Origin of the sequence: Streptomyces chrestomyceticus JCM 4735, assembly GCF_003865135.1 — a bacterium.
Lineage (GTDB): Bacteria > Actinomycetota > Actinomycetes > Streptomycetales > Streptomycetaceae > Streptomyces > Streptomyces chrestomyceticus.
On sequence record NZ_BHZC01000001.1, the window covers coordinates 8,363,949 to 8,388,700 of the forward strand.

Annotated in this window: 3 pseudogenes; all 3 read left to right on the top strand. The window is 72.0% G+C overall.

Annotation, left to right across the window (positions count from 1 at the left end):
* Nucleotides 1–97 precede the first annotated feature (97 nt).
* Nucleotides 98–9,598: pseudogene (locus EJG53_RS43010) on the top strand (SDR family NAD(P)-dependent oxidoreductase); the annotation flags it as partial.
* A gap of 67 nt (nt 9,599–9,665) precedes the next feature.
* A pseudogene (locus tag EJG53_RS43015) lies at nt 9,666–22,862 on the top strand (SDR family NAD(P)-dependent oxidoreductase); the annotation flags it as partial.
* A gap of 264 nt (nt 22,863–23,126) precedes the next feature.
* Nucleotides 23,127–24,737 (top strand): annotated as a pseudogene (locus tag EJG53_RS44310) (acyltransferase domain-containing protein); the annotation flags it as partial.
* Between the last annotated feature and the right edge of the window lie 15 nt (nt 24,738–24,752).

Below are 24,752 nucleotides of genomic sequence, written 5' to 3' on the forward strand. Positions count from 1 at the left end.
TGTGGTGTCGGGTGTTGCTCGGGCCACGGGCCGTACGGTGTTTGTGTTCGCTGGGCAGGGTGCGCAGTGGGTCGGTATGGGCCGGGAGCTGTTGGCTTCGTCGCCGTTGTTTGCGGCGCGGCTGGCGGAGTGTGAGGCGGCCCTGGCGCCGTACGTGGACTGGTCGCTGACTGAGGTGCTGACGGGTGCCGGGGATGCCCCTGCGCTGGAGGCGGCTGAGGTTGTTCAGCCTGCGCTGTGGGCGGTGATGGTCTCCCTCGCTGCGGTGTGGGAGGCCGCTGGCATCGAGCCGGATGCGGTGGTGGGCCACTCGCAGGGTGAGATTGCTGCGGCGACGGTGGCCGGGATGCTGTCGCTGGACGATGCCGCCCGTGTGGTGGCGGTACGTTCCCGTGCCCTGTCGTCGCTGGATGTGGCGGGGGCGATGGTGTCGGTGGTGATGCCGGCCGGTGCGGTACGTGAGCTGGTGGCGGACTTCGACGGCCGGTTGTCGGTGGCCGCCGTCAATGGTCCGGCGTCGGTGGTGGTCTCTGGTGAGGCGGAGGCGCTGGCTGGGTTCGAGCGGGAGCTGGCATCGCGTAAGGTGTTGCGCTGGCGTATCCCGGCGACGGATTTTGTGGCGCATTCGCCAGCGGTGGAGCCGCTTGCCGCCCAGCTCGAAGCCGAACTGTCGGGCATTGCCCCGCAGGCAGGCCGCATCCCGATGGTTTCCACCGTTACGGGGGAGCGGCTGGCCGGTGAGGAAGTCAACGCCTCGTACTGGTTCGCCAACCTACGGCAGACGGTGCGCTTCGAGGACGCCGTCCGTAGCCTGCTGGAGTCCGGGTACGGAGCGTTCATCGAGGTCTCGCCGCATCCGGTGCTGACCGCCGCGGTGACCGAAACCGCCCAGGACACGGACGCGAACGCCACCCCCGTGCTGAGCATCGGCACCTTGTCGCAGACCGACGCGGGCGCGGCCGGTCTGCTGCGCGCCTTCGCGCACGCCCACGTGGTCGGTCTGCCGGTGGACTGGCGCAAGGTTCTGCCGGCCGGTGAGGTGGTGGATCTTCCCACCTACGCCTTCCAGCACCGCCGTTACTGGCTGGAGCCCGCAGCCGCCGCCACGGCCACCGCCAACAGATCCTCGACCGCCGAGGCGCAGTTCTGGGCCGCCGTCGAAAACGGCGACCGAACCGGGCTCGCCCAGGCACTGGCCATCGAGAACGAGCACCAACTCGACGGCCTGCTGCCCGCGCTGGCGTCCTGGCGACGCCGCGAACAGGAACGTTCGGCCACCGAGAGCTGGCGCTACCGCATCACCTGGGCACCGGTGGCCGACCCGGCACCGGCTCGCCTGACCGGCCGCTGGCTGCTGCTCGTACCGGCCCAGGAGGCCGACGGCGAGGCGGCCCGGCAGTGCCGTACGGCGCTCACTGCCCGTGGCGCCGCGACTGTGCCGGTCCAGGTGCCGGCAGGCACCGTTCAGCGGGACGCGATCGCCGCCCTGCTCGACCGGACACAGCAGGACGCCGAGCCGGCATCCGGCGTGCTCTCGCTGCTGGCGCTGGACGAGACGCCGCTGCCGGACCACCCGGTGGTGACGGCGGGCCTGGCCGCCACCCTCGCACTGGTGCAGGCGCTCGGCGACACCGGCATCGCGGCGCCGCTGTGGGTGGCTACCCGCGGCGCCGTCGCCACCGGCCCCGATGAGGCGCTGACCAGCCCGCTCCAGGCGCAGATCTGGGGCTTCGGCCGGATCGCCGGGTTGGAGCACCCCGATCGCTGGGGCGGGCTGGTCGACCTGCCCGCCGTCTTCGACGAACGTACCGGCGGGCAACTGGCGACCGCACTGGCCGGCTCCGTGGAGAACCAGGTCGCCCTCCGGCCGTCCGGGGCGCTGGGCCGCAGACTCGCCCACGCCCCGCAGCCCCCGACGACCGCGACCCCGCAGGCAGCGACGGGAACCGCGCTGATCACCGGCGGTACCGGCGCACTCGGCGGCCACGTGGCCGCCTGGCTGGCCGCACGCGGCACCGAGCGGCTGGTGCTGACCAGCCGCTCCGGCCCCGCAGCCGCCGGAGCCGCGGCGCAGGCCGTCGCACTGGCCGCGCGCGGCACCCAGGTGGACGTACTGGCCTGCGACACGGCCGACCGTCCCCAACTGGCCGCGGTGATCAACCGCATCGGCACCGAAGGCCCCCGGCTCACCACCGTCGTACACACCGCGGCGGTACTGGACGACGGTGTGGTCGACGCCCTCTCGCCGGCCCGGCTGGAGACCGCGCTGGCGGCCAAGGCCGCCGGCGCCGCCCATCTGGACGAGCTGACCGCCGACCTGGACCTGGATGCTTTCGTCCTGTTCTCCTCCGTGGTCGCCACCACCGGAGCCCCTGGACAGGCCAACTACGGCGCGGCCAACGCCTACTTGGACGCCCTGGCCCAGCACCGACGCAGTCGCGGCCTGCCCGCACTCGCCGTGGCCTGGGGCCCGTGGGCGGTCGGCGTGGCGCAGGGTTCCGCAGCGGCACGGCAGCGGCTGGCCCGCAACCAGTGGGAAGAGGTGATGGACCCGGACCTGGCGGTACGGGCCCTGGGCGAGGCGCTGGACGGCGGCGACACCGTACTGACGGTGATGAACATCGACTGGTCGGCGATCCTCGCCCAGCCGCAGTCCTCGGCCGGTCTGCTGCAGGCCGCCGTGATGCGGGACCTGCCCGAGGTCCACCGGCTGGCCGCGCTGCTGGCCGAGACCCCGCAGGCACCGTCCGAGCCGGCCCTGGCGGAACGACTGGCCGGACTGGGCCGCCCCGAACAGCGCCGGGTACTGAACGACCTGGTACGGGCCGGGGCCGCCCGGGTGCTCGGCCACACCTCGCCCGACGCGGTCGAGGACCGGAGCGCCTTCAGCGACCTCGGCTTCGACTCGCTGACCTCCGTCGAACTCCGTAACGACCTCAGCGCCGCAACGGGACTCAGGCTCCCCGCGACCCTGCTGTTCGACCATCCCACCCCGGCCGCGCTCACCGGCTACCTGGAGACCGAACTCCTGGGCGTCGGGCCGCAGACACCCGCGGCACCGGCCGCGCTGCCGGCCACCATCGCGGCGGACGAACCCATCGCGATCGTCGGCATGGCCTGCCGCTACGCGGGAGGGGTGGCCGGCCCCGACGACCTGTGGCAGTTGCTCACCTCCGGAGGCGACGGCATCTCCGGGTTCCCCGACGACCGTGGCTGGGACCTGGAGGCGCTGGACGGCCCCTCGTACGTCCGGCACGGCGGCTTCATCGAGGACATCGGCGGCTTCGACGCCGACTTCTTCGGCATCAGCCCGCGCGAGGCCCTCGCCATGGACCCGCAGCAGCGCCTGCTGCTGGAGACGTCCTGGGAGGCACTGGAACGCAGCGGCATCGCCCCGACCTCCCTGCGCTCCACCGCGACCGGCCTGTTCATCGGCGGCTACGCGTCCGGCTACGGCTACGGCGCCGACTTCGAGGGCGCGGCCCACCTCATCACCGGCACCGCGACCAGTGTGCTCTCCGGCCGGGTGTCCTACGCCCTCGGCCTGGAAGGCCCGGCCGTGACGGTGGACACCGCCTGCTCGTCCTCGCTGGTGGCCCTGCACATGGCGGCCCAGGCCCTGCGTTCCGGAGAGTGCTCGATGGCACTGGCCGGCGGCGTCACCCTGATGGTGACGCCCGAAGGCTTCATCGGCTTCAGCGAGCAGAGCGGCCTCGCCAAGGACGGCCGCTGCAAGGCGTTCTCCGACCAGGCCGACGGCATGGGCATGGCCGAGGGCGCCGGTGTCCTCGTCATCGAACGGCTTACGGACGCGCAGCGCAACGGCCATCCGGTGTTGGCGGTGCTGCGGGGCAGTGCCACCAACCAGGACGGTACGTCGAACGGTCTGACCGCGCCCAACGGGCCGTCGCAGCAGCGGGTGATCCGGGCTGCACTGGCCAACTCCCGTCTGGCGCCCGGAGACGTGGACGTGGTGGAGGCGCATGGTACTGGTACTAAGCTGGGTGACCCGATCGAGGCCCAGGCGCTGCTGGCCACTTATGGTCAGGACCGACCGGAGGGCCGGCCGTTGCGGCTGGGGTCGGTGAAGTCCAACATCGGTCACACGCAGGCTGCCGCCGGTGTCGCCGGTGTCATCAAGATGGTGCTGGCACTCCAGCACGAGCAACTACCGCGCACCCTGCACGTCGACGAACTGTCCTCACACGTGGACTGGACCGCAGGCGAGGTGGAGGTGCTGACGGAGCCGGTGCCGTGGCCCAGCGGGGACCGGGTGCGGCGGGCCGGCGTCTCCTCCTTCGGCCTCAGCGGCACCAACGCGCACGTCATCCTGGAAGAGGCTCCGGCACCTGCTGTCACACAGGACGGTGACAGCCCCGCCGGAACCTCCGGGGAGGGGCCCGGGACCGGGGGCACGGTGCTCGTTCCCGGTGTGGCACCGGCCTGGCTGGTGTCCGGCCGCTCGGCTGCGGGCCTGACCGCGCAGGCGGACCGGCTGCGGGACTGGCTGACGGCCCTCCCGGAGCTGGAACCGGCCGATGTGGCCTGGTCGCTGGCTGCCGGCCGCTCGGTCTTCGAGCACCGGGCTGTCGTGGTGGGTACGGGCCGTGGCGAGCTGCTCGATGGCGTGGAGAGCCTGGCGTCGGGTGTTCCGGCTGGGTCGGTGGTGTCCGGAGTTGCCCGCTCCAACGTTCGGCCGGTGTTTGCTTTTGCTGGGCAGGGTTCGCAGTGGGTTGGGATGGGGCGGGAGCTGGCGGGGGTTTCGCCGGTGTTCGCGGGACGGTTGGCGGAGTGTGCGGCGGCATTGGCGCCGTACGTGGACTGGTCGCTCAGCGATGTTCTGGCGGGTGCGGAGGGTGCTCCGGCGCTGGAGGCGGCGGATGTCGTCCAGCCCGCGCTGTGGGCGGTAATGGTGTCGCTGGCCGCTGTCTGGGAGGCGGCTGGCGTCGCCCCGGAGGCCGTAGTCGGCCACTCGCAGGGTGAGATCGCTGCTGCAACAGTCGCCGGGATGCTGTCGCTTCAGGACGGTGCCCGTGTGGTGGCACTGCGGTCGCGTGCGCTGAAGGTGCTGGCGGGTGCGGGCGGGATGTTGTCGGTCAGCCGTCCGGCGGCTGAGGTCGAGGAGCGTCTGGTTCGGTTCGGGGAGCGGGTGTCTCTGGCGGCGGTCAATGGGCCGTCGGCGACGGTGGTGTCCGGTGAGCCGGAGGCCCTTGAAGAGCTGAAGGTGGAGTTCGAGGCGGAGGGTGCCCGGGCCCGCATGGTTGCGGTCGACTATGCCTCGCACTCCGCTCAGGTGGACCGGTTGGAGGAGGAGATCACCTCTGTCCTGGCCGGGATCTCCCCGCGCCGGGGCCGCGTCCCGATGGTCTCCGCGATGACTGGCGAGACGCTGACCGGCGAGGAGCTGGACGCCGGCTACTGGTACCGGAGCCTGCGCGCCACGGTGCATTACGACCGTGCCGTGCGGGTGCTGGCCGGTCGTGGGCATCAGGTGTTCGTTGAGGTGACGCCGCATCCGGTGCTGATGGGCGCTATGAACGACACCCTGGAAGAGGTCGCCCAGGAGGCAGGCCCGGGGGCGGAGCCCGCCGCGGTGTGTGGAACCCTGCGGCGCGATGACGGCGGTGCCGAGCGCCTGCTGCTTTCGTTGGCCGAGGCGTTCGTCAACGGAGCCGAGCTGGACTGGCAGGCGGTGTTGCCGGCCGGACGTCGGGTGGAGCTGCCGACGTACGCCTTCCAGCATGAGCGGTTCTGGCCGAAGGTGGCTGCTGCGGCTTTCGGTGGTGATCCGGTGTCGCTGGGGTTGGGTGCGGTGGGTCATCCGCTGTTGGGTGCGGCGGTTGAGCTGGCGGGTGGCGCGGGTCTGGTGTGTACGGGTCGGTTGTCGGTGCGTACGCATCCGTGGCTGGCCGATCACGCCGTCGGCGGTGTGGTGCTGCTGCCGGGTACCGGCTTCGTGGAGCTGGCCGTGTGCGCGGGGGATCAGGTCGGCTGTGGTGTGCTGGAGGAGCTGACGCTTCAGGCGCCGCTTGCATTCCCCGAGGACGGCGCTGCGGTGCAGATCCAGGTGGTGCTGGCGGGGTCGGATGCGGAGGGTCGGCGCAGCGTCGAGGTCTTCTCCCGGTCTGATGTGGCTGGTCAGTCGCAGGGGTGGACGCAGCATGCGAGCGGTGTGCTGGCCCCTGCCGGTCCGGCGGCTGCGGCCGAGGGTGACTTCGTGGTGTGGCCGCCCCGTGACGCCACGACGGTGGACGTATCTGGCTTCTATCAGGCAGCGGGCGCGAACTCGTACGGTTACGGTCCGGCGTTCCAGGGGCTGCGGGCGGTGTGGCGGCGGGGCGAGGAGGTCTTCGCTGAGGTGGCGCTGCCGGAGGAGGTGGCGGAGGACGCTGCTGCCTTCGGCCTGCATCCGGCGTTGCTGGATGCCGTACTGCATGCCAGTGCCTTGCTTGAGGCTGAGGGTGAGGGTGAGCCGGGCGAGATTCGGTTGCCGTTTGCCTGGACGGGTGTGGAGCTGCACGCCAGTGGCGCGTCGATGCTGCGGGCCCGGTTGCGTCGTGATGCGCAGGGCACGTTGACGGTGACGGCTGCCGACGCGGCCGGTCAGCCGGTCATTTCCGTGGCCTCGCTGATCACTCGCCCGGTGGACACCGGCCAGCTCCGCACCGCCGACACCGGAATGGCCGATGCGCTGTTCGGCGTGGAATGGGCAGCGGTCACCACGGCCGAGGCGGCCTCCGGGGAGTGGGCGCTGATCGGCGCTGACCGCTTCGATGTCGCCGGGAAACTGACGGCTGCCGGGACACCGGTGCGCTGTTTCCCCGGACTGGAGGAGCTGGCCGCTGCCGCAGCGGGCCGGGAGATCGATCCCGCTTTCGTCCTGGTCTGTGCCGGTGGCGAAGGCCGGAACGGGGAAGACCCGGCGCGGGCTGCGGCCCGGGTGACTGGCGAGACCCTGGTTCTGGTGCAGGAGTGGCTGGGTGAGGAGCGGCTGGCGGAGAGCCGTCTGGTGGTTCTGACGCGTGGTGCGGTGGCGGTCTCGGCGGGTGAGGGTGTGGCCGATCTGCCGGCAGCAGCCCTGGCGGGCTTGGTGCGCTCGGCCCAGTCGGAGAACCCTGACCGGCTGCTCCTCGTCGACCTGCCGGTCACCGACACCGCCGATGAGACTGAGGTTCTCCCCCTTGCCGTTGCCACCGGGGAGCCCGAGCTGGCACTCCGGAACGGCGCGGTGCATGCGCGACGGCTGGTGCGTCCCTCTGGGGAGCTGTCGGTTCCGGAGGGCCGGTGGCGGTTGGAGCCGGACGCGGGCGGTTCGCTGGAGGGGCTGTCGCTGCTGCCGGCGTCGGAGGCGGACCAGCCCCTCGCGGCCGGACAGGTGCGGGTGGCGGTCCGGGCGACCGGCCTGAACTTCCGCGACGTACTGATCGCGCTGGGCATGTATCCGGGCGGTGGTGTGCTGGGCAGTGAGATCGCCGGAACGGTGCTCGAAGCCGGACCTGAGGTGGACCATTTCGCCCCGGGCGACCGGGTGATGGGGCTCGGCGAAGGCGGCTTCGGCCCGGTGGTTGTCACCGACGCCCGGCAATTGGTGCGCATACCGGACGGCTGGTCCTACGCCGAAGCCGCCTCCGTCCCCAGCGCGTTCATGACTGCCTGGTACGCGCTGGTGGAGTTGGCCGGGGCGAAGCCTGGGCAGCGGGTGCTGGTGCATGCCGCTACCGGTGGTGTCGGGATGGCGGCGGTGCAGATCGCCCGTTACCTGGGGCTGGAGGTCTTTGCGACCGCGAGTCCGGGCAAGTGGCCGGTGCTGGCGGCGATGGGTCTGGATGCGGAGCACGTCTCGTCCTCCCGTAATGCCGCATTCGAGGCGGACTTCCTGGCCGCCACGGATGGTGCCGGTGTGGACATCGTGGTCAATTCCCTGGCGGGTGAGCTGACCGATGCTTCGCTGCGGTTGCTGCCGCGAGGTGGGGCGTTCGTGGAGATGGGCCGTACCGACGTCCGCGACGCGCAAGCGGTGGCCGCAGAACAACCCGGCGTCATCTACCGCCCGTTCGAACTCAGTGAGGCGGGGCCGGCAGCACTGGGCACGATCCTGGAGCGGGTCGTCGCGCTGCTGTCCGCAGGCGAACTGCAACGGCTCCCGCTACGGGCCTGGGGCGTCCGGCAGGCGCGGGACGCGTTCCGGTTCATGCAGCAGGCTCGGCACACCGGCAAGATCGTCCTGACCCTGCCGTCGGACCTCGCCGAGACCCGGCCGACCGGCCCGTCCGGCGTCGGGTCGGCGTTGATCACGGGTGGTACGGGCACGCTGGGTAGCTTGGTGGCCGGGCATCTGGTGGTGTCGGGGCGGGCGCAGCATGTGGTGCTGACCAGCCGTTCCGGGCCTGGTGCGGCTGGTGTCGCGGCGCTGGCTGCGCGGTTGGCGCAGGCAGGTGCTTCGGTAACGGTGGTTGCGTGTGACGCCGCCAACCGCCCGGAGCTGGCCGCTGTAGTGGCGGCGGTTCCGGCCGGGTATCCGTTGCGGACCGTGGTGCACACCGCGGGTGTCCTGGACGACGGTACGGTCGGTTCGCTGACCGCGCAGCGGGTGGCGGGGGTGCTGCGGCCGAAGGCGGACGGTGCCTGGAACCTCCACGAGCTGACCCAGGGACTGGACCTGGACCACTTCGTCCTGTTCTCCTCCGCGGCAGCCACCTTCTCCAGCCCCGGCCAGGGCAACTACGTGGCGGCCAACGCCTTCCTGGACGCACTGGCCGCGAAGCGGCGGGCGGCCGGACTGCCTGCCACCTCGCTGGCCTGGGGCATGTGGGCCGACGCCAGCGCGCTGACCGGGCAGCTCAGCGAGTCCGAACGGGCTCGCATCAGCCGCGGTGGCGTCATGGCGCTCAGCGCCGACGAGGGCCTGGCGTTGCTGGACCTGGCGCTGGCCCGGGACGAGGCGCTGCTGATGCCGGCCAAGCTCGACCTTGCCGGGATGCGGGCGCAGAGCGCCGGCAGCACGGAGGTCCCGCCGCTGTTCCGGGCCTTGGTCTCGGCCGGTAGCGGGCGGCGCAGCGCTGCTGGGGCCGGTGACGCGGGTGCGGATTCGCTGCATCAGCGGTTGTCCGGGCTGTCCGGCCAGGAGCGGACCCGGTTGTTGACCGACCTGGTCCGTTCGCAAGCGGCGGCTGTCCTGGGGCACGCCTCGGCCGAGGCCGTCGAGGCGGGCCGGGCCTTCACCGACCTGGGCTTCGACTCCCTCACCGCCGTCGAACTGCGTAACCGGCTGAGCACCGCGACCGGGCTGCGGCTGCCCGCCACCCTGGTCTTCGACTACCCCAACACCCTCGAACTGGCCGCTTTCCTGCAGGAAAAGCTGCTGCCTCAGATTGTTGAACATGGCGAGCCGGACGCTGCGGAGGAGAAACTCCGGACGGCACTCGCGACCGTACCGCTGTCCAGGTTCCGGGAGGCCGGGCTGATGGAGGCGCTGCTGCGGCTCGCCGGCGTCCAGGACGACGCCCTGCTCGCCGAAGAGGGCGAACAGGGCGAGGACATCGACGAACTGGACGCCGACAGCCTGATCCGTCTCGCCCTGGGCGGCGAGACGGAATGACACCCCGGACGACGCCCGGAACGACGGTGCTGACGGTGCCGCGAACGGCGATGGTGATGCTCGATGCGTGGAGGCAGCGATGACAGGACAGGCCGACAAGCTCCTTGAAGCGCTGCGTGCCTCCGTGAAGGAGACCGAGCGGCTGCGGCAGCAGAACCGGCAGCTCGTCTCGGCGGCCTCGGAACCGCTGGCGATCGTCGGTATGAGCTGCCGGTACCCGGGGGGTGTGACCACCCCGGAAGAGCTGTGGGAGCTGGTCTCCACCGGCGGGGACGCCATCGCCGGCGTCCCCGCGGACCGTGGCTGGGACACCGAGGACCTGCACGACCCCGGCCGGCCGGACAGCTCCTCGTCGGCCGAGGGCGGATTCCTGCGGGACGCGGCCGCCTTCGACGCGGACTTCTTCGGGATCAGCCCGCGCGAGGCGCTGGCCATGGACCCCCAGCAGCGGCTGCTGCTGGAGACCTCCTGGGAGGCGCTGGAGCGGGCCGGGGTGGCACCCGCCTCCCTCCGCGGCTCACAGACCGGTGTGTTCGTCGGCGTCGGTCCCTCCGACTACGGCGCCAACCCCGCCCTGCACACCGACGACCTGCAGTGGCACCTGATCACCGGTGGCGCAACCAGCGTGATGTCCGGGCGCATCTCCTACCTGCTAGGCCTGCAGGGACCGGCGGTGTCGGTGGACACCGCCTGTTCCTCCTCACTGGTGGCGCTCCACCTGGCGGCGCAGGCCGTACGTGCGGGGGAGTGCTCGCTGGCGCTGGCCGGCGGGGCCACGGTGATGGCCTCGGCCATCGGGATCCGCGGGTTCTCCCGGCAGGACGGCCTGGCCGCAGACGGCCGCTGCAAGGCGTTTTCCGCCGACGCGGACGGTATGGGCATGGGCGAGGGCGCCGGCATGGTCGTGGTGGAGCGACTGTCCGACGCCCGCCGCAACGGGCACAAGGTGCTGGCGGTGCTGCGGGGCAGTGCGGTCAACCAGGACGGTGCGTCGAACGGTCTGACCGCGCCCAACGGGCCGTCGCAGCAGCGGGTGATCCGCGCTGCTCTGGCCGGTGCGCGTTTGACGGCGTCCGAGGTGGACGTGGTGGAGGCACACGGTACCGGTACGAAGCTGGGTGACCCGATCGAGGCCCAGGCGCTGCTGGCCACTTACGGTCAGGAGCGCCCCGAGGGACGGCCGCTCTGGCTGGGCTCGGTGAAGTCCAACATCGGCCACGCCCAGCAGGCTGCCGGTGTGGCGGGTGTGATCAAGATGGTGCTGGCGCTCCAGCACGGTGAGCTGCCGCGCACCCTGCACGCGGACGAGCCCTCCCCGCACGTGGACTGGGCATCCGGCGAGGTGAAGCTGCTGACCGAGCCGGTGCCGTGGCCCAGCGGGGACCGGGTGCGGCGGGCCGGCGTCTCCTCATTCGGCCTCAGTGGGACCAACGCGCACGTCATCTTGGAGGAGGCTCCTGCGGCGGAGGGTGTTGAAGCTGTTGGGGAGTCCGGGGAGCCGGTGCTTCCGGTGGTGGCTGGTGCCGGTGCGTGGGTGCTGTCTGGGCGGACTGCTGGGGCGTTGGCGGCGCAGGCGGGGCGGCTGGGTGAGTGGGTTTCGCTTCGTTCGGCGCTTCGGCCGGTTGATGTGGCGTGGTCGTTGGCGGCGACTCGTTCGGTTTTCGAGCATCGTGCGGTTGTGGTTGGCGGGGATCGGGAGCAGGTGCTGGCGGGGCTTGGGGGGCTGGCGTCGGGTGTTCCGGGTGGGGCGGTGGTGTCCGGTGTGGCTCGGTTGGGTGGTCGGCCGGTGTTTGCTTTTGCTGGTCAGGGTTCGCAGTGGGTGGGGATGGGGCGGGAGCTGGCGGGGGTTTCGCCGGTGTTCGCGGCGCGACTCGATGAGTGTGCTGCGGCGTTGGAGCCGTACGTTGACTGGTCGCTGACTGAGGTGTTGGCGGGTGCGGAGGGTGCTCCGGCGTTGGAGGCGGCGGATGTTGTCCAGCCTGCGTTGTGGGCGGTGATGGTTTCGCTGGCTGCTGTCTGGGAGGCGGCGGGTGTCGTCCCGGAGGCGGTGGTGGGTCACTCGCAGGGGGAGATTGCTGCGGCCACGGTCGCCGGGATGCTCTCGCTTGAAGACGGCGCGTGCGTGGTTGCGCTGCGGTCGCGTGCGTTGAAGGTGTTGGCGGGTGCGGGTGGGATGCTGTCGGTCAGTCGTCCGGCGTCGGAGGTTGAGGAGTGTCTGGTTCGGTTCGGGGAGCGGGTGTCTCTGGCGGCGGTCAACGGGCCGTCGGCGACGGTGGTGTCCGGTGAGCCGGAGGCGTTGGAGGAGCTGAGGGCGGAGTTCGAGGCGGAGGGTGCCCGGGCCCGTATGGTGGCGGTGGATTACGCCTCGCATTCGGCTCAGGTGGACCGGTTGGAGGAGGAGATCACTTCTGTCCTGGCCGGGATCTCCCCACGCCGGGGCCGCGTCCCGATGGTGTCCGCGATGACTGGCGAGACGCTGACGGGTGAGGAGTTGGACGCCGGTTACTGGTTCCGCAGCCTGCGGGCGACGGTGCATTACGACCGTGCCGTGCGCGTGCTGGCCGGTCAGGGTCATCAGGTGTTCGTCGAGGTGACACCGCATCCGGTGCTGGTCGGTGCCATGCACGACACCCTTCAGGACCTCGCTCAGGAAGCGGGCCCGGGAGTCATGCCAGCGGCTGTCTGCGGAACGCTTCGCCGCGATGAGGGCGGTGCGGATCGTCTGGTGGCGTCGCTGGCGGAGGCGTTCGTCAATGGGGCGTCGGTGGACTGGCAGGCGGTGCTTCCCGCTGGGCAGCAGGTGGAGCTGCCGACGTACGCGTTCCAGCACGAGCGGTTCTGGCCGAAGGCGACCGCCATGGCTGCCGGTGGTGATCCGGTGTCGCTGGGCCTGGGTGCGGTGGGTCATCCGCTGTTGGGCGCGGCGGTTGAACTGGCGGCTGGCGAAGGTGTGGTGTGCACGGGCCGGTTGTCGGTGCGTACGCATCCCTGGCTGGCCGACCATGCCGTGGGCGGTGTGGTGTTGTTGCCCGGCACTGGCTTTGTGGAGCTGGCGGTGCGCGCGGGGGACCAGGCCGGCTGCGGGCTCCTGGAAGAACTGACGCTGCACGCCCCGCTGGTCTTCCCCGAGGACGGCGCTGCTGTCCAGGTCCAGGTGGTGCTGGCGGGGCCGGATGGAGAAGGCCGCCGTGCCGTGGAGGTCTTCTCTCGATCCGATGTAGCTGGTCAGTCGCAAGGATGGACGCAGCACGCCAGCGGTGTGTTGGCCCCTGCCGGTCCGGCGGCTGCGGCCGAGGATGACTTCGCGGTGTGGCCGCCCCGTAACGCCACCACGGTGAACGTCTCCGGCCTCTACCAGTCCGCTGCCGAAGGCCCCTACGGTTACGGTCCGGCGTTCCAGGGGCTGCGGGCGGTGTGGCGCCGGGGCGAGGAGGTCTTCGCTGAGGTGGCGCTGCCGGAGGAGGTGGCTGAGGACGCTGCTGCCTTCGGCCTGCATCCGGCGTTGCTGGATGCCGTACTGCATGCCAGTGCCTTGCTTGAGGCTGAGGGTGAGGGTGAGCCGGGCGAGATCCGGTTGCCGTTCGCCTGGACGGGTGTGGAGCTGCACGCCAGTGGTGCGTCGGTGTTGCGCGCCCGGTTGCGCCGTGACGCGCAGGGCACGCTGACGGTGACGGCCGCCGATGCCGCAGGTCAGCCGGTGATTTCCGTGGCCTCGCTGATCACCCGTCCGGTGGACACCGGCCAGCTCGGCAGTGCCGGGTCGGCGGTTGCGGATGCCTTGTTCACCGTCGCCTGGATGCCGGTCAGCGGCGCCGAGTCTGTATCCCCGGTTGCCGGGGAGTGGGCGCTGATCGGCGCTGACCGCTTCGATGTCGCCGGGCGGCTGACGGCTGCCGGGACACCGGTGCGCTGTTTCCCCGGGCTGGAGGAGTTGGCCGCTGCCGCAGCGGGCCGGGAGATCGATCCCGCTTTCGTTCTGGTCTGTGCCGGTGGCGAAGGCCGGAGCGGGGAAGACCCGGCGCGGGCTGCGGCCCGGGTGACTGGCGAGACCCTGGTTCTGGTGCAGGAGTGGCTGGGTGAGGAGCGGCTGGCGGAGAGCCGTCTGGTGGTTCTGACGCGTGGTGCGGTGGCGGTCTCGGCCGGTGAGGGGGTGGCCGATCTGCCGGCAGCAGCCCTGGCGGGCCTGGTGCGCTCGGCCCAGTCCGAGAACCCCGACCGGCTGCTTCTCATCGACCTGCCGGCCACCGGCACTGCGGAGCAGGTCACCGAGCTGCCGGTTGCCGTTGCCACCGGGGCGCCGGAGCTGGCGCTCCGAAATGGCGCGGTGCACGCGCGACGACTGGTGCGTCCCTCTGGGGAGCTGTCGGTTCCGGAGGGCCGGTGGCGGCTGGAGCCGGACGCGGGCGGTTCGCTGGAGGGGTTGTCGTTGCTCCCGGCGCCGGAGGCGGACGAACCGCTGGCGGTCGGGCAGGTCCGTATCGCCGTCGGTGCTGCCGGGCTGAACTTCCGCGACGTATTGATCGCGCTGGGCATGTATCCGGGCGGTGGTGTGCTGGGCAGCGAGATCGCCGGAACGGTGCTCGAAGCCGGGCCAGGGGTGGGCCACCTCGTCCCGGGCGACCGGGTGACCGGAATCGGTGAGGGCGGGTTCGGCCCGGTGGTTGTCACCGACGCCCGGCAGTTGGTGCGGATTCCGGACGGCTGGTCGTTCGCCGAGGCGGCCTCGGTGCCGACGGCGTTCATGACTGCTTGGTACGCGTTGGCGGAGTTGGCCGGGGCGAAGCCTGGGCAGCGGGTGTTGGTGCATGCCGCTACCGGTGGGGTTGGTATGGCGGCGGTGCAGATCGCCCGTTACCTGGGGCTGGAGGTCTTTGCGACTGCGAGTCCGGGTAAGTGGCCGGTGCTGGCGGCGATGGGTCTGGATGCGGAGCACGTCTCGTCCTCCCGTAGTGCCGGATTCGAGGGGGACTTCCTGGCCGCCACGGATGGTGCGGGTATGGACATCGTGGTGAACTCCCTGGCGGGTGAGCTGACCGATGCCTCGCTGCGGTTGCTGCCGCGAGGCGGGGCGTTCGTGGAGATGGGCCGTACCGACGTCCGCGACGCGCAAGCGGTGGCTGCGGACCGCCCCGGTGTCACCTACCGCTCGTTCGACCTCGGCGAGGCAGGCCCTGAGGGGTTGGGCACCATGCTCAGCCGGATCGTGGAACTGCTGTCCGCCGGCGAACTGCAGCGGCTGCCGATGCGTGCCTGGGAGGTGCGCCGGGCGCGGGACGCGTTCCGGTTCATGCAGCAGGCCCGGCACACCGGCAAGATTGTCCTGACGATCCCCGCGCATTTCTCCGCAGCGCAGCAGCCGGAAGCGGCCCGGTCCGGTGCCCGTTCGGCGTTGATCACGGGTGGTACGGGCACGCTGGGTAGCTTGGTGGCCGGGCATCTGGTGGTGTCGGGGCGGGCGCAGCATGTGGTGCTGACCAGCCGTTCGGGGCCCGGTGCGGTTGGTGTCGCGGCGCTGGCCGCGCGGTTGGCGCAGGCGGGCACTTCGGTGCAGGTGACGGCATGTGATGCCGCGGACCGCCCGGAGCTGGCTGCTGTAGTGGCGGCGGTCCCGGCCAGGTGTCCGTTGCGGACCGTGGTGCACACCGCGGGTGTGCTGGATGACGGTACGGTCGGTTCGCTGACCGCGCAGCGGGTGGCCGGGGTGCTGCGGCCGAAGGCGGACGGTGCCTGGAACCTCCACGAGCTGACCCGGGACCTGGTTCCGGAGCTGGAGGACTTTGTACTGTTCTCGTCCTCGGCGGCGGCGTTCGGAGTGCCGGGGCAGGGCAATTATGTGGCGGCCAACGCCTTCCTGGACGCACTCGCTGCTGAGCGGCGGGCGTCGGGGCTTCCGGGTGTCTCGTTGGGATGGGGGCTGTGGGCCGAGGTGTCCGGGCTGACCGGGCAGTTGGCGGAGTCCGACCGGTCCCGAATGTCGCGTGGTGGTGCGTTGGCGCTCAGTGCCGACGAGGGCCTGGCGCTGCTGGACCTGTGTCTGGCCCGGGATGAGGCGCTGCTGGTGCCGTCCCGGCTGGACCTGGCCGGGCTGCGGGCCCAGGCAGCGCGCAGTGCGCAGGTCCCGCCGCTGTGGCGGGCTCTAGTCGGCGCCAGTAGCGGGCGGCGCAGCGCTGCCGGGGCCGGTGACGCGGGCGCGGACTCGCTGCATCAGCGGTTGTCCGGACTGTCCGGCCAGGAGCGGACCCGGCTGCTGACGGATCTGGTCCGTACGCATGCGGCGGCTGTCCTGGGGCACGCATCGGCCGAAGCCGTCGAGGCGGGCCGGGCCTTCACCGACCTGGGCTTCGACTCGCTCACCGCCGTCGAACTGCGTAACAGGCTCAGCGCCGCGACCGGGCTGCGGTTGCCCGCCACCCTGGTCTTCGACTACCCCAACCCGGCCGCGCTCGCCGGCCACCTCAAGGCCCGGATCATCGGCGACGGTGACGGCGACGGGCAGGCCGTGAGCCCGCTGCCGACCGGTACGACGCAGCAGACCTCCGGGGAGCCGATCGCGATCGTCGGCCTGGCCTGCCGGTTCCCCGGCGGGGTGAACGACCCCGAGGGGTTCTGGCGGCTGCTCGCCGATGGCACCGACGCGGTCTCCCGCTTCCCGGACGACCGCGGCTGGGACGTGGAGGCGCTCTACGACCCGGACCCCGACAGTGTCGGCACCTCCTACACCAGGGAAGGCGGCTTCATCGGCGACGCCGGCGGGTTCGACGCGGACTTCTTCGGGATCAGCCCGCGTGAGGCGCTGGCCATGGATCCCCAGCAGCGACAGGTCCTGGAGACTTCCTGGGAGGCGCTGGAGCGGGCCGGCATCGACCCGTCCGCGTTGCGCGGCAGTCAGACCGGTGTCTTCGTCGGCGGTTTCGCCTCGGCCTACGGTATCGGCGTGGCGACCGGCGACGAGGGCGCGGAGGGGAATCTGACCACCGGCTTTGCCACCAGCGTGCTGTCCGGCCGGGTGTCCTACGCCCTCGGCCTGGAAGGCCCGGCCGTGACGGTGGACACGGCGTGCTCCTCGTCCCTGGTCGCGCTGCACCTGGCTTGCCAGGCGATCCGTGCGGGGGAGTGCTCGATGGCGCTCGCGGGCGGTTCCACGATCATCTCGACCCCGGACGGGATCGTCGGTTTCAGCCGACAGCGCGGCCTGGCCGCGGACGGCCGTTGCAAGGCATTCTCGGCCGACGCGGACGGCATGGGCTTCGCCGAGGGCACCGGCGTCCTGGTCGTGGAACGCCTCTCGGATGCCCGCCGCAACGGGCACCCGGTGCTGGCGGTGGTACGGGGCAGTGCGGTCAACCAGGACGGTGCGTCGAACGGTCTGACCGCGCCCAACGGGCCGTCGCAGCAGCGGGTGATCCGCGCTGCCCTGGCTGGTGCGCATCTGACGGCGGCCGACGTGGATGTGGTGGAGGCGCACGGTACCGGTACGAAGCTGGGTGACCCCATCGAGGCGCAGGCGCTGCTGGCTACCTACGGTCAGGAGCGCCCCGAGGGACGGCCGCTGTGGCTGGGCTCGGTGAAGTCCAACATCGGTCACACTCAGGCCGCTGCGGGTGTCGCCGGTGTCATCAAGATGGTGCTCGCCCTCCAGCATGGTCAACTGCCGCGCACCCTGCACGCGGACGAGCCCTCCCCGCACATCGACTGGACCGAGGGAGAGGTGCGGCTGCTCACCGAACAGGTGCCGTGGCAGACGAACGACCGGCCGCGCATCGCCGGCATCTCCTCCTTCGGCATCAGCGGCACCAACGCCCATGTCCTCTTGGAGGAAGCCCCCGCCGAGGAACCCGCGCACGGTAACGGGGACCCCGTCGACGCTGACACAGCGACTTCGGCATCGGTGCTCTCCATGGCCGGGGCGGACGCGGCTGCCGAGACGGTGAGCGCCTGGCTGGTGTCCGGCCGTTCGGCTGCGGGTCTGGCCGCGCAGGCGGACCGGCTGCGGGACTGGCTGACGGCTCGCCCGGAGCTGGGATCGGCCGATGTGGCCTGGTCGCTGGCAGCCACCCGGTCGGTCTTCGAGCACCGTGCGGTAGTTGTGGGCTGGGATCGGGATCAGGCGCTGGCGGGGCTCGCGGGCCTGGCATCCGGCACGCCCTCGGGATCGCTGGTCGCGGGCACGGCCCGCCCGGACGCCCGCCCGGTGTTTGCCTTCGCCGGGCAGGGGTCGCAGTGGGTCGGGATGGGCCGGGAGCTGGCGCGTACCTCGCCGGTGTTCGCGGGTCGGCTGGCGGAGTGTGCTGCGGCGTTGGCGCCGTACGTTGACTGGTCGCTCAGCGATGTCCTGGCGGGCGCGGAGGGCGCTCCGGCGCTGGAGGCGGCCGATGTCGTCCAGCCCGCACTGTGGGCGGTGATGGTTTCGCTGGCCGCTGTCTGGGAGGCGGCTGGTGTCGCTCCGGATGCGGTGGTGGGGCATTCGCAAGGGGAGATCGCCGCTGCCACGGTCGCCGGGATGCTGTCGCTTCAGGACGGCGCCCGCGTGGTGGCGTTGCGGTCCCGTGCGCTGAAGGTTCTTGCGGGTGCCGGTGGCATGCTGTCGGTCAGCCGTCCGGCGGCTGAGGTCGAGGAACGCCTGGCCCGGTTCGGGGACCGGGTGTCCCTGGCGGCGGTCAACGGCCCGTCGGCCACCGTCATCTCGGGCGAACCGGCGGCTCTGGAGGAGCTGAAGTCCGAGTTCGAGGCGGCGGGCGCCCGCGCCCGCATGGTCGCGGTGGACTACGCCTCCCACTGTGCCCAGGTGGACCGGCTGGAAGAGGAGATCACCACCGTCCTGGCCGGAATGTCCCCGCGCCGGGGCCGCGTCCCGATGGTCTCCGCGATGACCGGCGAAACCCTCACGGGCGAGGAGCTGGACGCCAGCTACTGGTTCCGCAGCCTGCGGGCGACGGTGCATTACGACCGTGCGGTGCGGGTGCTGGCGGGCCGTGGTCATCAGGTGTTCGTCGAGGTGACGCCGCATCCGGTGCTGATGGGGGCGATGAACGACACCTTGGAAGAGGTCGCCCAGGAGGCTGGCCCGGGCATCGTCCCGGCGGCCGTCTGCGGGACGCTCCGCCGCGACGAGGGCGGCCCGACCCAACTGGTCACCTCGCTCGCCGAGGCGTTCGTCAACGGGGCGTCGGTGGACTGGCAGGCGGTGCTTCCCGCTGGGAAGCGGGTGGAGCTGCCGACGTACGCGTTCCAGCACGAGCGGTTCTGGCCGAAGGCGGCAGCCACGGTTTCCGGTGGTGATCCGGTGTCGCTGGGCCTGGGTGCGGTGGGACATCCGCTGTTGGGCGCGGCGGTTGAACTGGCGGCTGGCGAGAGTCTGGTGTGCACCGGCCGGTTGTCGGTGCGTACGCATCCCTGGCTGGCCGACCACGCCGTCGGCGGTGTGGTGCTGCTGCCGGGCACCGGCTTCGTGGAGCTGGCCGTGTGCGCGGGGGACCAGGCCGGCTGCGGTGTGCTGGAGGAGCTGACGCTCCAGGCGCCGCTCGCATTCCCCGAGGACGGCGCTGCGGTCCAGATCCAGGTGGTGCTGGCCGGGCCGGATGCCGAAGGCCGCCGTAGCGTCGAGGTCTTCTCCCGGCTCGATGTCGCTGGTCAGTCGCAGGGGTGGACGCAGCACGCCAGTGGCACGCTCGCCCCCGCCGGCCCGGCAGCCGAGGCCGACGACGACTTCGAGGTGTGGCCGCCCCGTAACGCCACCACGGTAGACGTCTCCGACCTCTACCAGTCCGCTGCCGAAGGCCCCTACGGTTACGGTCCGGCGTTCCAGGGACTGCGGGCAGCATGGCGGCGGGGCGAGGACGTCTTCGCCGAGGTGGCACTGCCCGAGGAAGTGGCGCAGGACGCCGCCGCCTTCGGCCTGCACCCGGCGCTGCTGGACGCCGTACTGCAGGCTGCCTTCCTGATGGGCGACGCGGAAGAGAGCGCAACCGAAGAGGTTAGGTTGCCGTTCGCCTGGACCGGTGTGGAGCTGCACGCCAGTGGCGCATCGGTGCTGCGCGCCCGCTTGCGTCGTGATGCGCAAGGCACGCTGACGGTGACGGCCGCCGATGCCGCAGGTCAGCCGGTGATTTCCGTAACCTCGCTGATCACCCGCCTGGTGGACACCGGCCAGCTCGGCAGCGCCGTGTCGCCGGTGGCGGATGCCTTGTTCACCGTCGCCTGGATGCCCATCAGCGGCACCGAGTCCATAGCCCCCGTCGCCGGGGAGTGGGCACTGATCGGCGCCGACCGCTTCGCTGTCGCCGAGACCCTGGGCCGGACCGGCATCCCAGTGCAGTGCTTCCCCGGACTGAAGGAGCTGGCCGCTGCCACAGCGGACCGGAAGATCGACCCCGCCTTCGTCCTGGCCTGCGCCGGTGGCGAAGGCCGGAGCGAGGAAGACCCGGCGCGGGCCGCTGCCCGGATGACTGGCGAGACCCTGCTCCTGGCACAGGAGTGGCTGGGCGAGGAACGGTTGGCGGACAGCCGACTCGTGATCCTCACGCGTGGCGCGGTGGCGGTCTCGGCCGATGAGGGCGTGACCGATCTGCCGGCAGCAACCCTGGCCGGCCTGGTGCGCTCGGCCCAGTCCGAGAACCCCGACCGGCTGCTCCTCGTCGACCTCCCGGCCACCAACACCGCCGACCAGATCGCCGTACTCCCGGACGCGCTCCCGGCCGCACTCGCCGCCGGGGAACCCGAGGTGGCCATTCGCGACACCGCCGTCCACGGGCGGCGGCTGACCCGTCCATCCGGCTCCACGGCGGCAGTTGAACGACCCGCCAACCCGCCCGGTGCCCGTTCGGCGCTGATCACGGGCGGTACGGGCACGCTGGGTGGTCTGGTGGCCGGGCACCTGGTGGTGTCGGGGCGGGCCGAGCACGTGGTCCTGACCAGCCGTTCGGGGCCCGGTGCGGCCGGTGCGGCAGTGCTGGCCGCGCGGTTGGCACAGGCAGGTGCTTCGGTGCAGGTGACGGCATGTGATGCCGCGGACCGCCAGAAGCTGACCGCAGTGGTAGCAACAATCCCGGCGCCAGCGCCGTTGCGGACTGTGGTGCACACCGCGGGTGTGCTGGACGACGGTACGGTCGGTTCCCTGACCGCGCAGCGGGTGGCCGGGGTGCTGCGGCCGAAGGCGGACGGTGCCTGGAACCTCCACGAGCTGACCCGGGGACTGGACCTGGACCACTTCGTACTGTTCTCGTCCTCGGCGGCGGCGTTCGGAGTGCCGGGGCAGGGCAATTACGTGGCGGCCAATGCCTTCCTGGACGCACTGGCCGCGCAGCGGCGGGCGTCGGGCCTTCCGGGTGTCTCGCTGGGATGGGGGCTGTGGGCCGAGGTATCCGGGCTGACCGGGCAACTGGCCGATTCCGACCGGTCCCGGATGTCGCGTGGTGGTGCGTTGGCGCTCAGTGCCGACGAGGGCTTGGCGCTGTTGGATCTGTGTCTGGCCCGGGATGAGGCGGTGCTCGTGCCGTCGCGGCTGGACCTGGCCGGGCTGCGGGCCCAGGCGGCGCGCAGTGCGCAGGTCCCGCCGTTGTGGCGGGCCTTGGTCAGCGCCGGAACCGGGCGGCGCAGCGCCGCCGGGACGGACGACGCGAACGCGGACTCGCTGCACCGGCAACTGGCCGCACTGCCCGCCGCCGAGCGCGACGAGATGCTCCTGAACCTGGTACGGGCCCACGTCGCCGCCGTCCTGGGGCACGCCTCGGCCGAAGCCGTCGAGCCGGGCCGGGCCTTCACAGACCTGGGCTTCGACTCGCTCACCGCCGTCCAGCTCCGTAACCGGCTGAACACCGCGACCGGGCTGCGGCTGCCCGCCACCCTGGTCTTCGACTACCCCAACCCGGCCGCGCTCGCCGGCCACCTGCGCGGACGGCTCGGCGACGGGCCGCAGGCGCGCACGAAGGCCGCCACCGCCCCGGCGGCAGCGGAGACGTCAGGAGCCGGGGCGCCGGACGAGCCGATCGCCATCGTGGGGATGAGCTGCCGCTTCCCCGGCGGCACGGCCGACCCCGAGGACCTGTGGCGGATGCTGCGCGACGGCGAGGACGCCATCTCGGCCTTCCCCACCGACCGCGGCTGGGACCTGGACGGGCTGCACGACCCGGACGCCGCGCGGAGCGGCACCGCCCGTACACAGGCCGGCGGGTTCGTGCAGGACGCCGCTTCCTTCGACGCCGGATTCTTCGAGATCAGCCCGCGCGAGGCCCTTGCCATGGACCCGCAGCAGCGGCTGTTGCTGGAGCTTGCCTGGGAGGCGTTCGAGCGGTCGGGGATCGACCCGGCCACCCTGCGCTCCAGCCCGACCGGCACCTTCGTCGGCGGCTACACCTCGGGCTACGAGACGAGTGTGCTGGCGCAGGGCGGCGCCGAGTCCCAGGGGCACCTGATGACTGGCATCGCCACCAGCGTCCTGTCCGGCCGGCTGGCCTACACCTTCGGGCTGGAGGGCCCGGCGGTGACGGTCGACACGGCCTGCTCGTCGGCGCTGGTGGCGCTGCACCTGGCCGCGCAGTCGCTGCGGTCGGGGGAGTGCTCGCTGGCGCTGGCGGGCGGTGTGACGGTCATGGCCACTCCGGGTACGTTCGTGGAGTTCTCCCGCCAGCGCGGGCTGGCCGCGGACGGCCGCTGCAAGGCGTTCGCCGCCGCGGCCGACGGCACCGGCTTCGCCGAGGGGGCCGGTCTGCTCGTCATCGAGCGGCTTTCGGACGCGCAGCGCAACGGTCACCCGGTGTTGGCGGTGCTGCGGGGCAGTGCCACCAACCAGGACGGTGCGTCGAACGGTTTGACCGCGCCCAACGGGCCGTCGCAGCAGCGGGTGATCCGCGCCGCGCTGGCCAACTCCCGTCTGATGCCCGGTGACGTGGATGTGGTGGAGGCGCACGGCACCGGCACCACACTCGGCGACCCCATCGAGGCGCAGGCGCTGCTGGCCACTTACGGTCAGGATCGCGGCGAGGGCGATCCGTTGTGGCTCGGTTCGGTGAAGTCCAACATCGGTCACACTCAGGCCGCTGCGGGTGTCGCTGGTGTCATCAAGATGGTGCTGGCCCTCCAACACGGAGAGCTGCCGCGCACCCTGCACGTGGACGAGCCCAGCCCGCACATCGACTGGACCGGTGGCGAGGTGCGGCTGCTCACCGAGCCGGTGCCGTGGCAGGCGAACGGCCGGCCCCGCCGGGCCGGCGTCTCCTCCTTCGGCATCAGCGGCACCAACGCGCACGTCATCCTCGAAGAGGCACCCGCGCCGCCCGCCGGGTCCGACAGGCACGTACCGCCCACCGGGTCCGACAGGCACGTACCGCCCGCCGGGCCCGAGAGCCACGTACCGCCGGCTGGCCCCGAGACCCACGTACCGCCGGCTGGCCCCGAGACCCACGCGGGGCCCCCGCCCGGTGCCGCAACCGCTCCGGCGGCCGGCTCGGCCGTACCGTCGGCGGTGCCGTGGCCGCTGTCCGCGCGGACCCCGGAAGCGCTGCGGGCCCAGGCGGGACGGCTGCGCCAGTTCCTGCTGGAGCGGCCGGAACTCGACCTGGTGGACGTCGGATTCTCGCTGGCCACCACGCGTACCGCCTTCGACCACCGGGCGGTGGTGCAGGGCACGGACCGGGACGGGCTGCTGGCGGGCCTCGCGGTGGCCGCCGCGGGGGTGCAGACCCGGGACGTGGTGACCGGAACCGCTAAGGCGGGCCGCAAACCGGTCTTCGTCTTCCCCGGCGCGGCCGCATCACCCGGAGGTCCCGGCGCGGACGTCCGGCTGGACGCCGTGGCCGCGCTGCTGGAGGAGTCGCCGGTCTTCGCCGACCGGATCGCCGACTGCGAGCAGGCCCTGGCGCCCTTCGTGGACTGGAAGGTGACCGAGGTGCTGCGGGCCGGCGGGGTCAGCCCGGTGCTCACCGCCCCCGAGATCCACCGCCCGGTGCTGTGGGCGGTGCTGGTGGCGCTCGCCGCGCTGTGGCGCTCCGCCGGTGTGCACCCGGCCGCGGTGGCCGGGCACGGGGTGGGCGAGATCGCCGCCGCCCAGGTGGCCGGTGTGCTGACGACGGCGGACGCGGCCCGGCTGGCCGTGCTGTGCGGCGGGACACCGGCCGGTCCGGGCGCCGTCCAACCGCGGCCGGGGACGGTGCCGCTCTACTCCACCCGGTCCATGGACTGGGTGGACGGCGCGGAGCTGGAGGCCGAGCACTGGCTGCCGTACCCGGGGCAGGAACCGCCCGTCCCCGTAAGGGAGCTGGCCGAGGCCCTGGCCGGAGCCGGGCTCGGTGCGTACGTCGAGGTCGGCCCGGAGCCGGTGCTCGCCACCGCCCTGACCCAGGCCCTCCAGGCCGAAGGGAGCGGCGCGGACCGCGACGGTGCGCCCGTGGTCACCGCGGCCCTGCGCCGTGGGGAGTTGGGCCTGCGGGCGTTCACCTCCGCGCTGGCCGCCCTGCACGTGCGGGGCGTGACCGTCGACTGGGCCGCGGTGCTGGGCGGCGGACGCCGGGTTGACCTGCCCACCTACGCCTTCCAGCGGGAACGGTACTGGCCGCAACCGCCGACCCGGACCGCTGCCGAAGCTCCCGCGGCCGGCTCCCTGTCCCCGGACGAGCAGCGGTTGTGGTCCGCGTTGGCGGAGCAGGACATGAGCGCGCTGAGCGAGGTGCTGGGCACCGGCACGCCGTTGCGCGAGGACATGCCACTGGGCGAGGTACTGGCGTACGTGGCTGCCTGGCGCCGGGAGCGCACCGCACCGGACGGGACGGCCGAGACCGATGCCGCGGGCACGGCCGAGGGCACCGCACCGGAAGGTGCGCACGGTGCCGGGGCCGACTGGCGGCAACGGCTCGCCGAAGTCGGCCCGGCGCAGCAGCAGGAGCTGTTGAGCGCACTGGTCCGCGAGGAGATCGCGGCGATGCTCGGATACGGGTCCGTGGACTCCGTCCCGCAGTACGGCGACGTCTTCGAACTCGGCATGACCTCGATGTCGGCCGTTCAACTGCGGCTGCGAATGAACGAGCTGACTGGTCTTACACTGCCGGAGGGCTTCGTCTATGACCTCTATATGCCGGAAGCCATCGCGGAGTACCTGCTCGGCGAGCTGACGGTGGCACTTCGGGAAGGCACTCCCGAAGACCGGTAGCAGACCGCCGGAAAT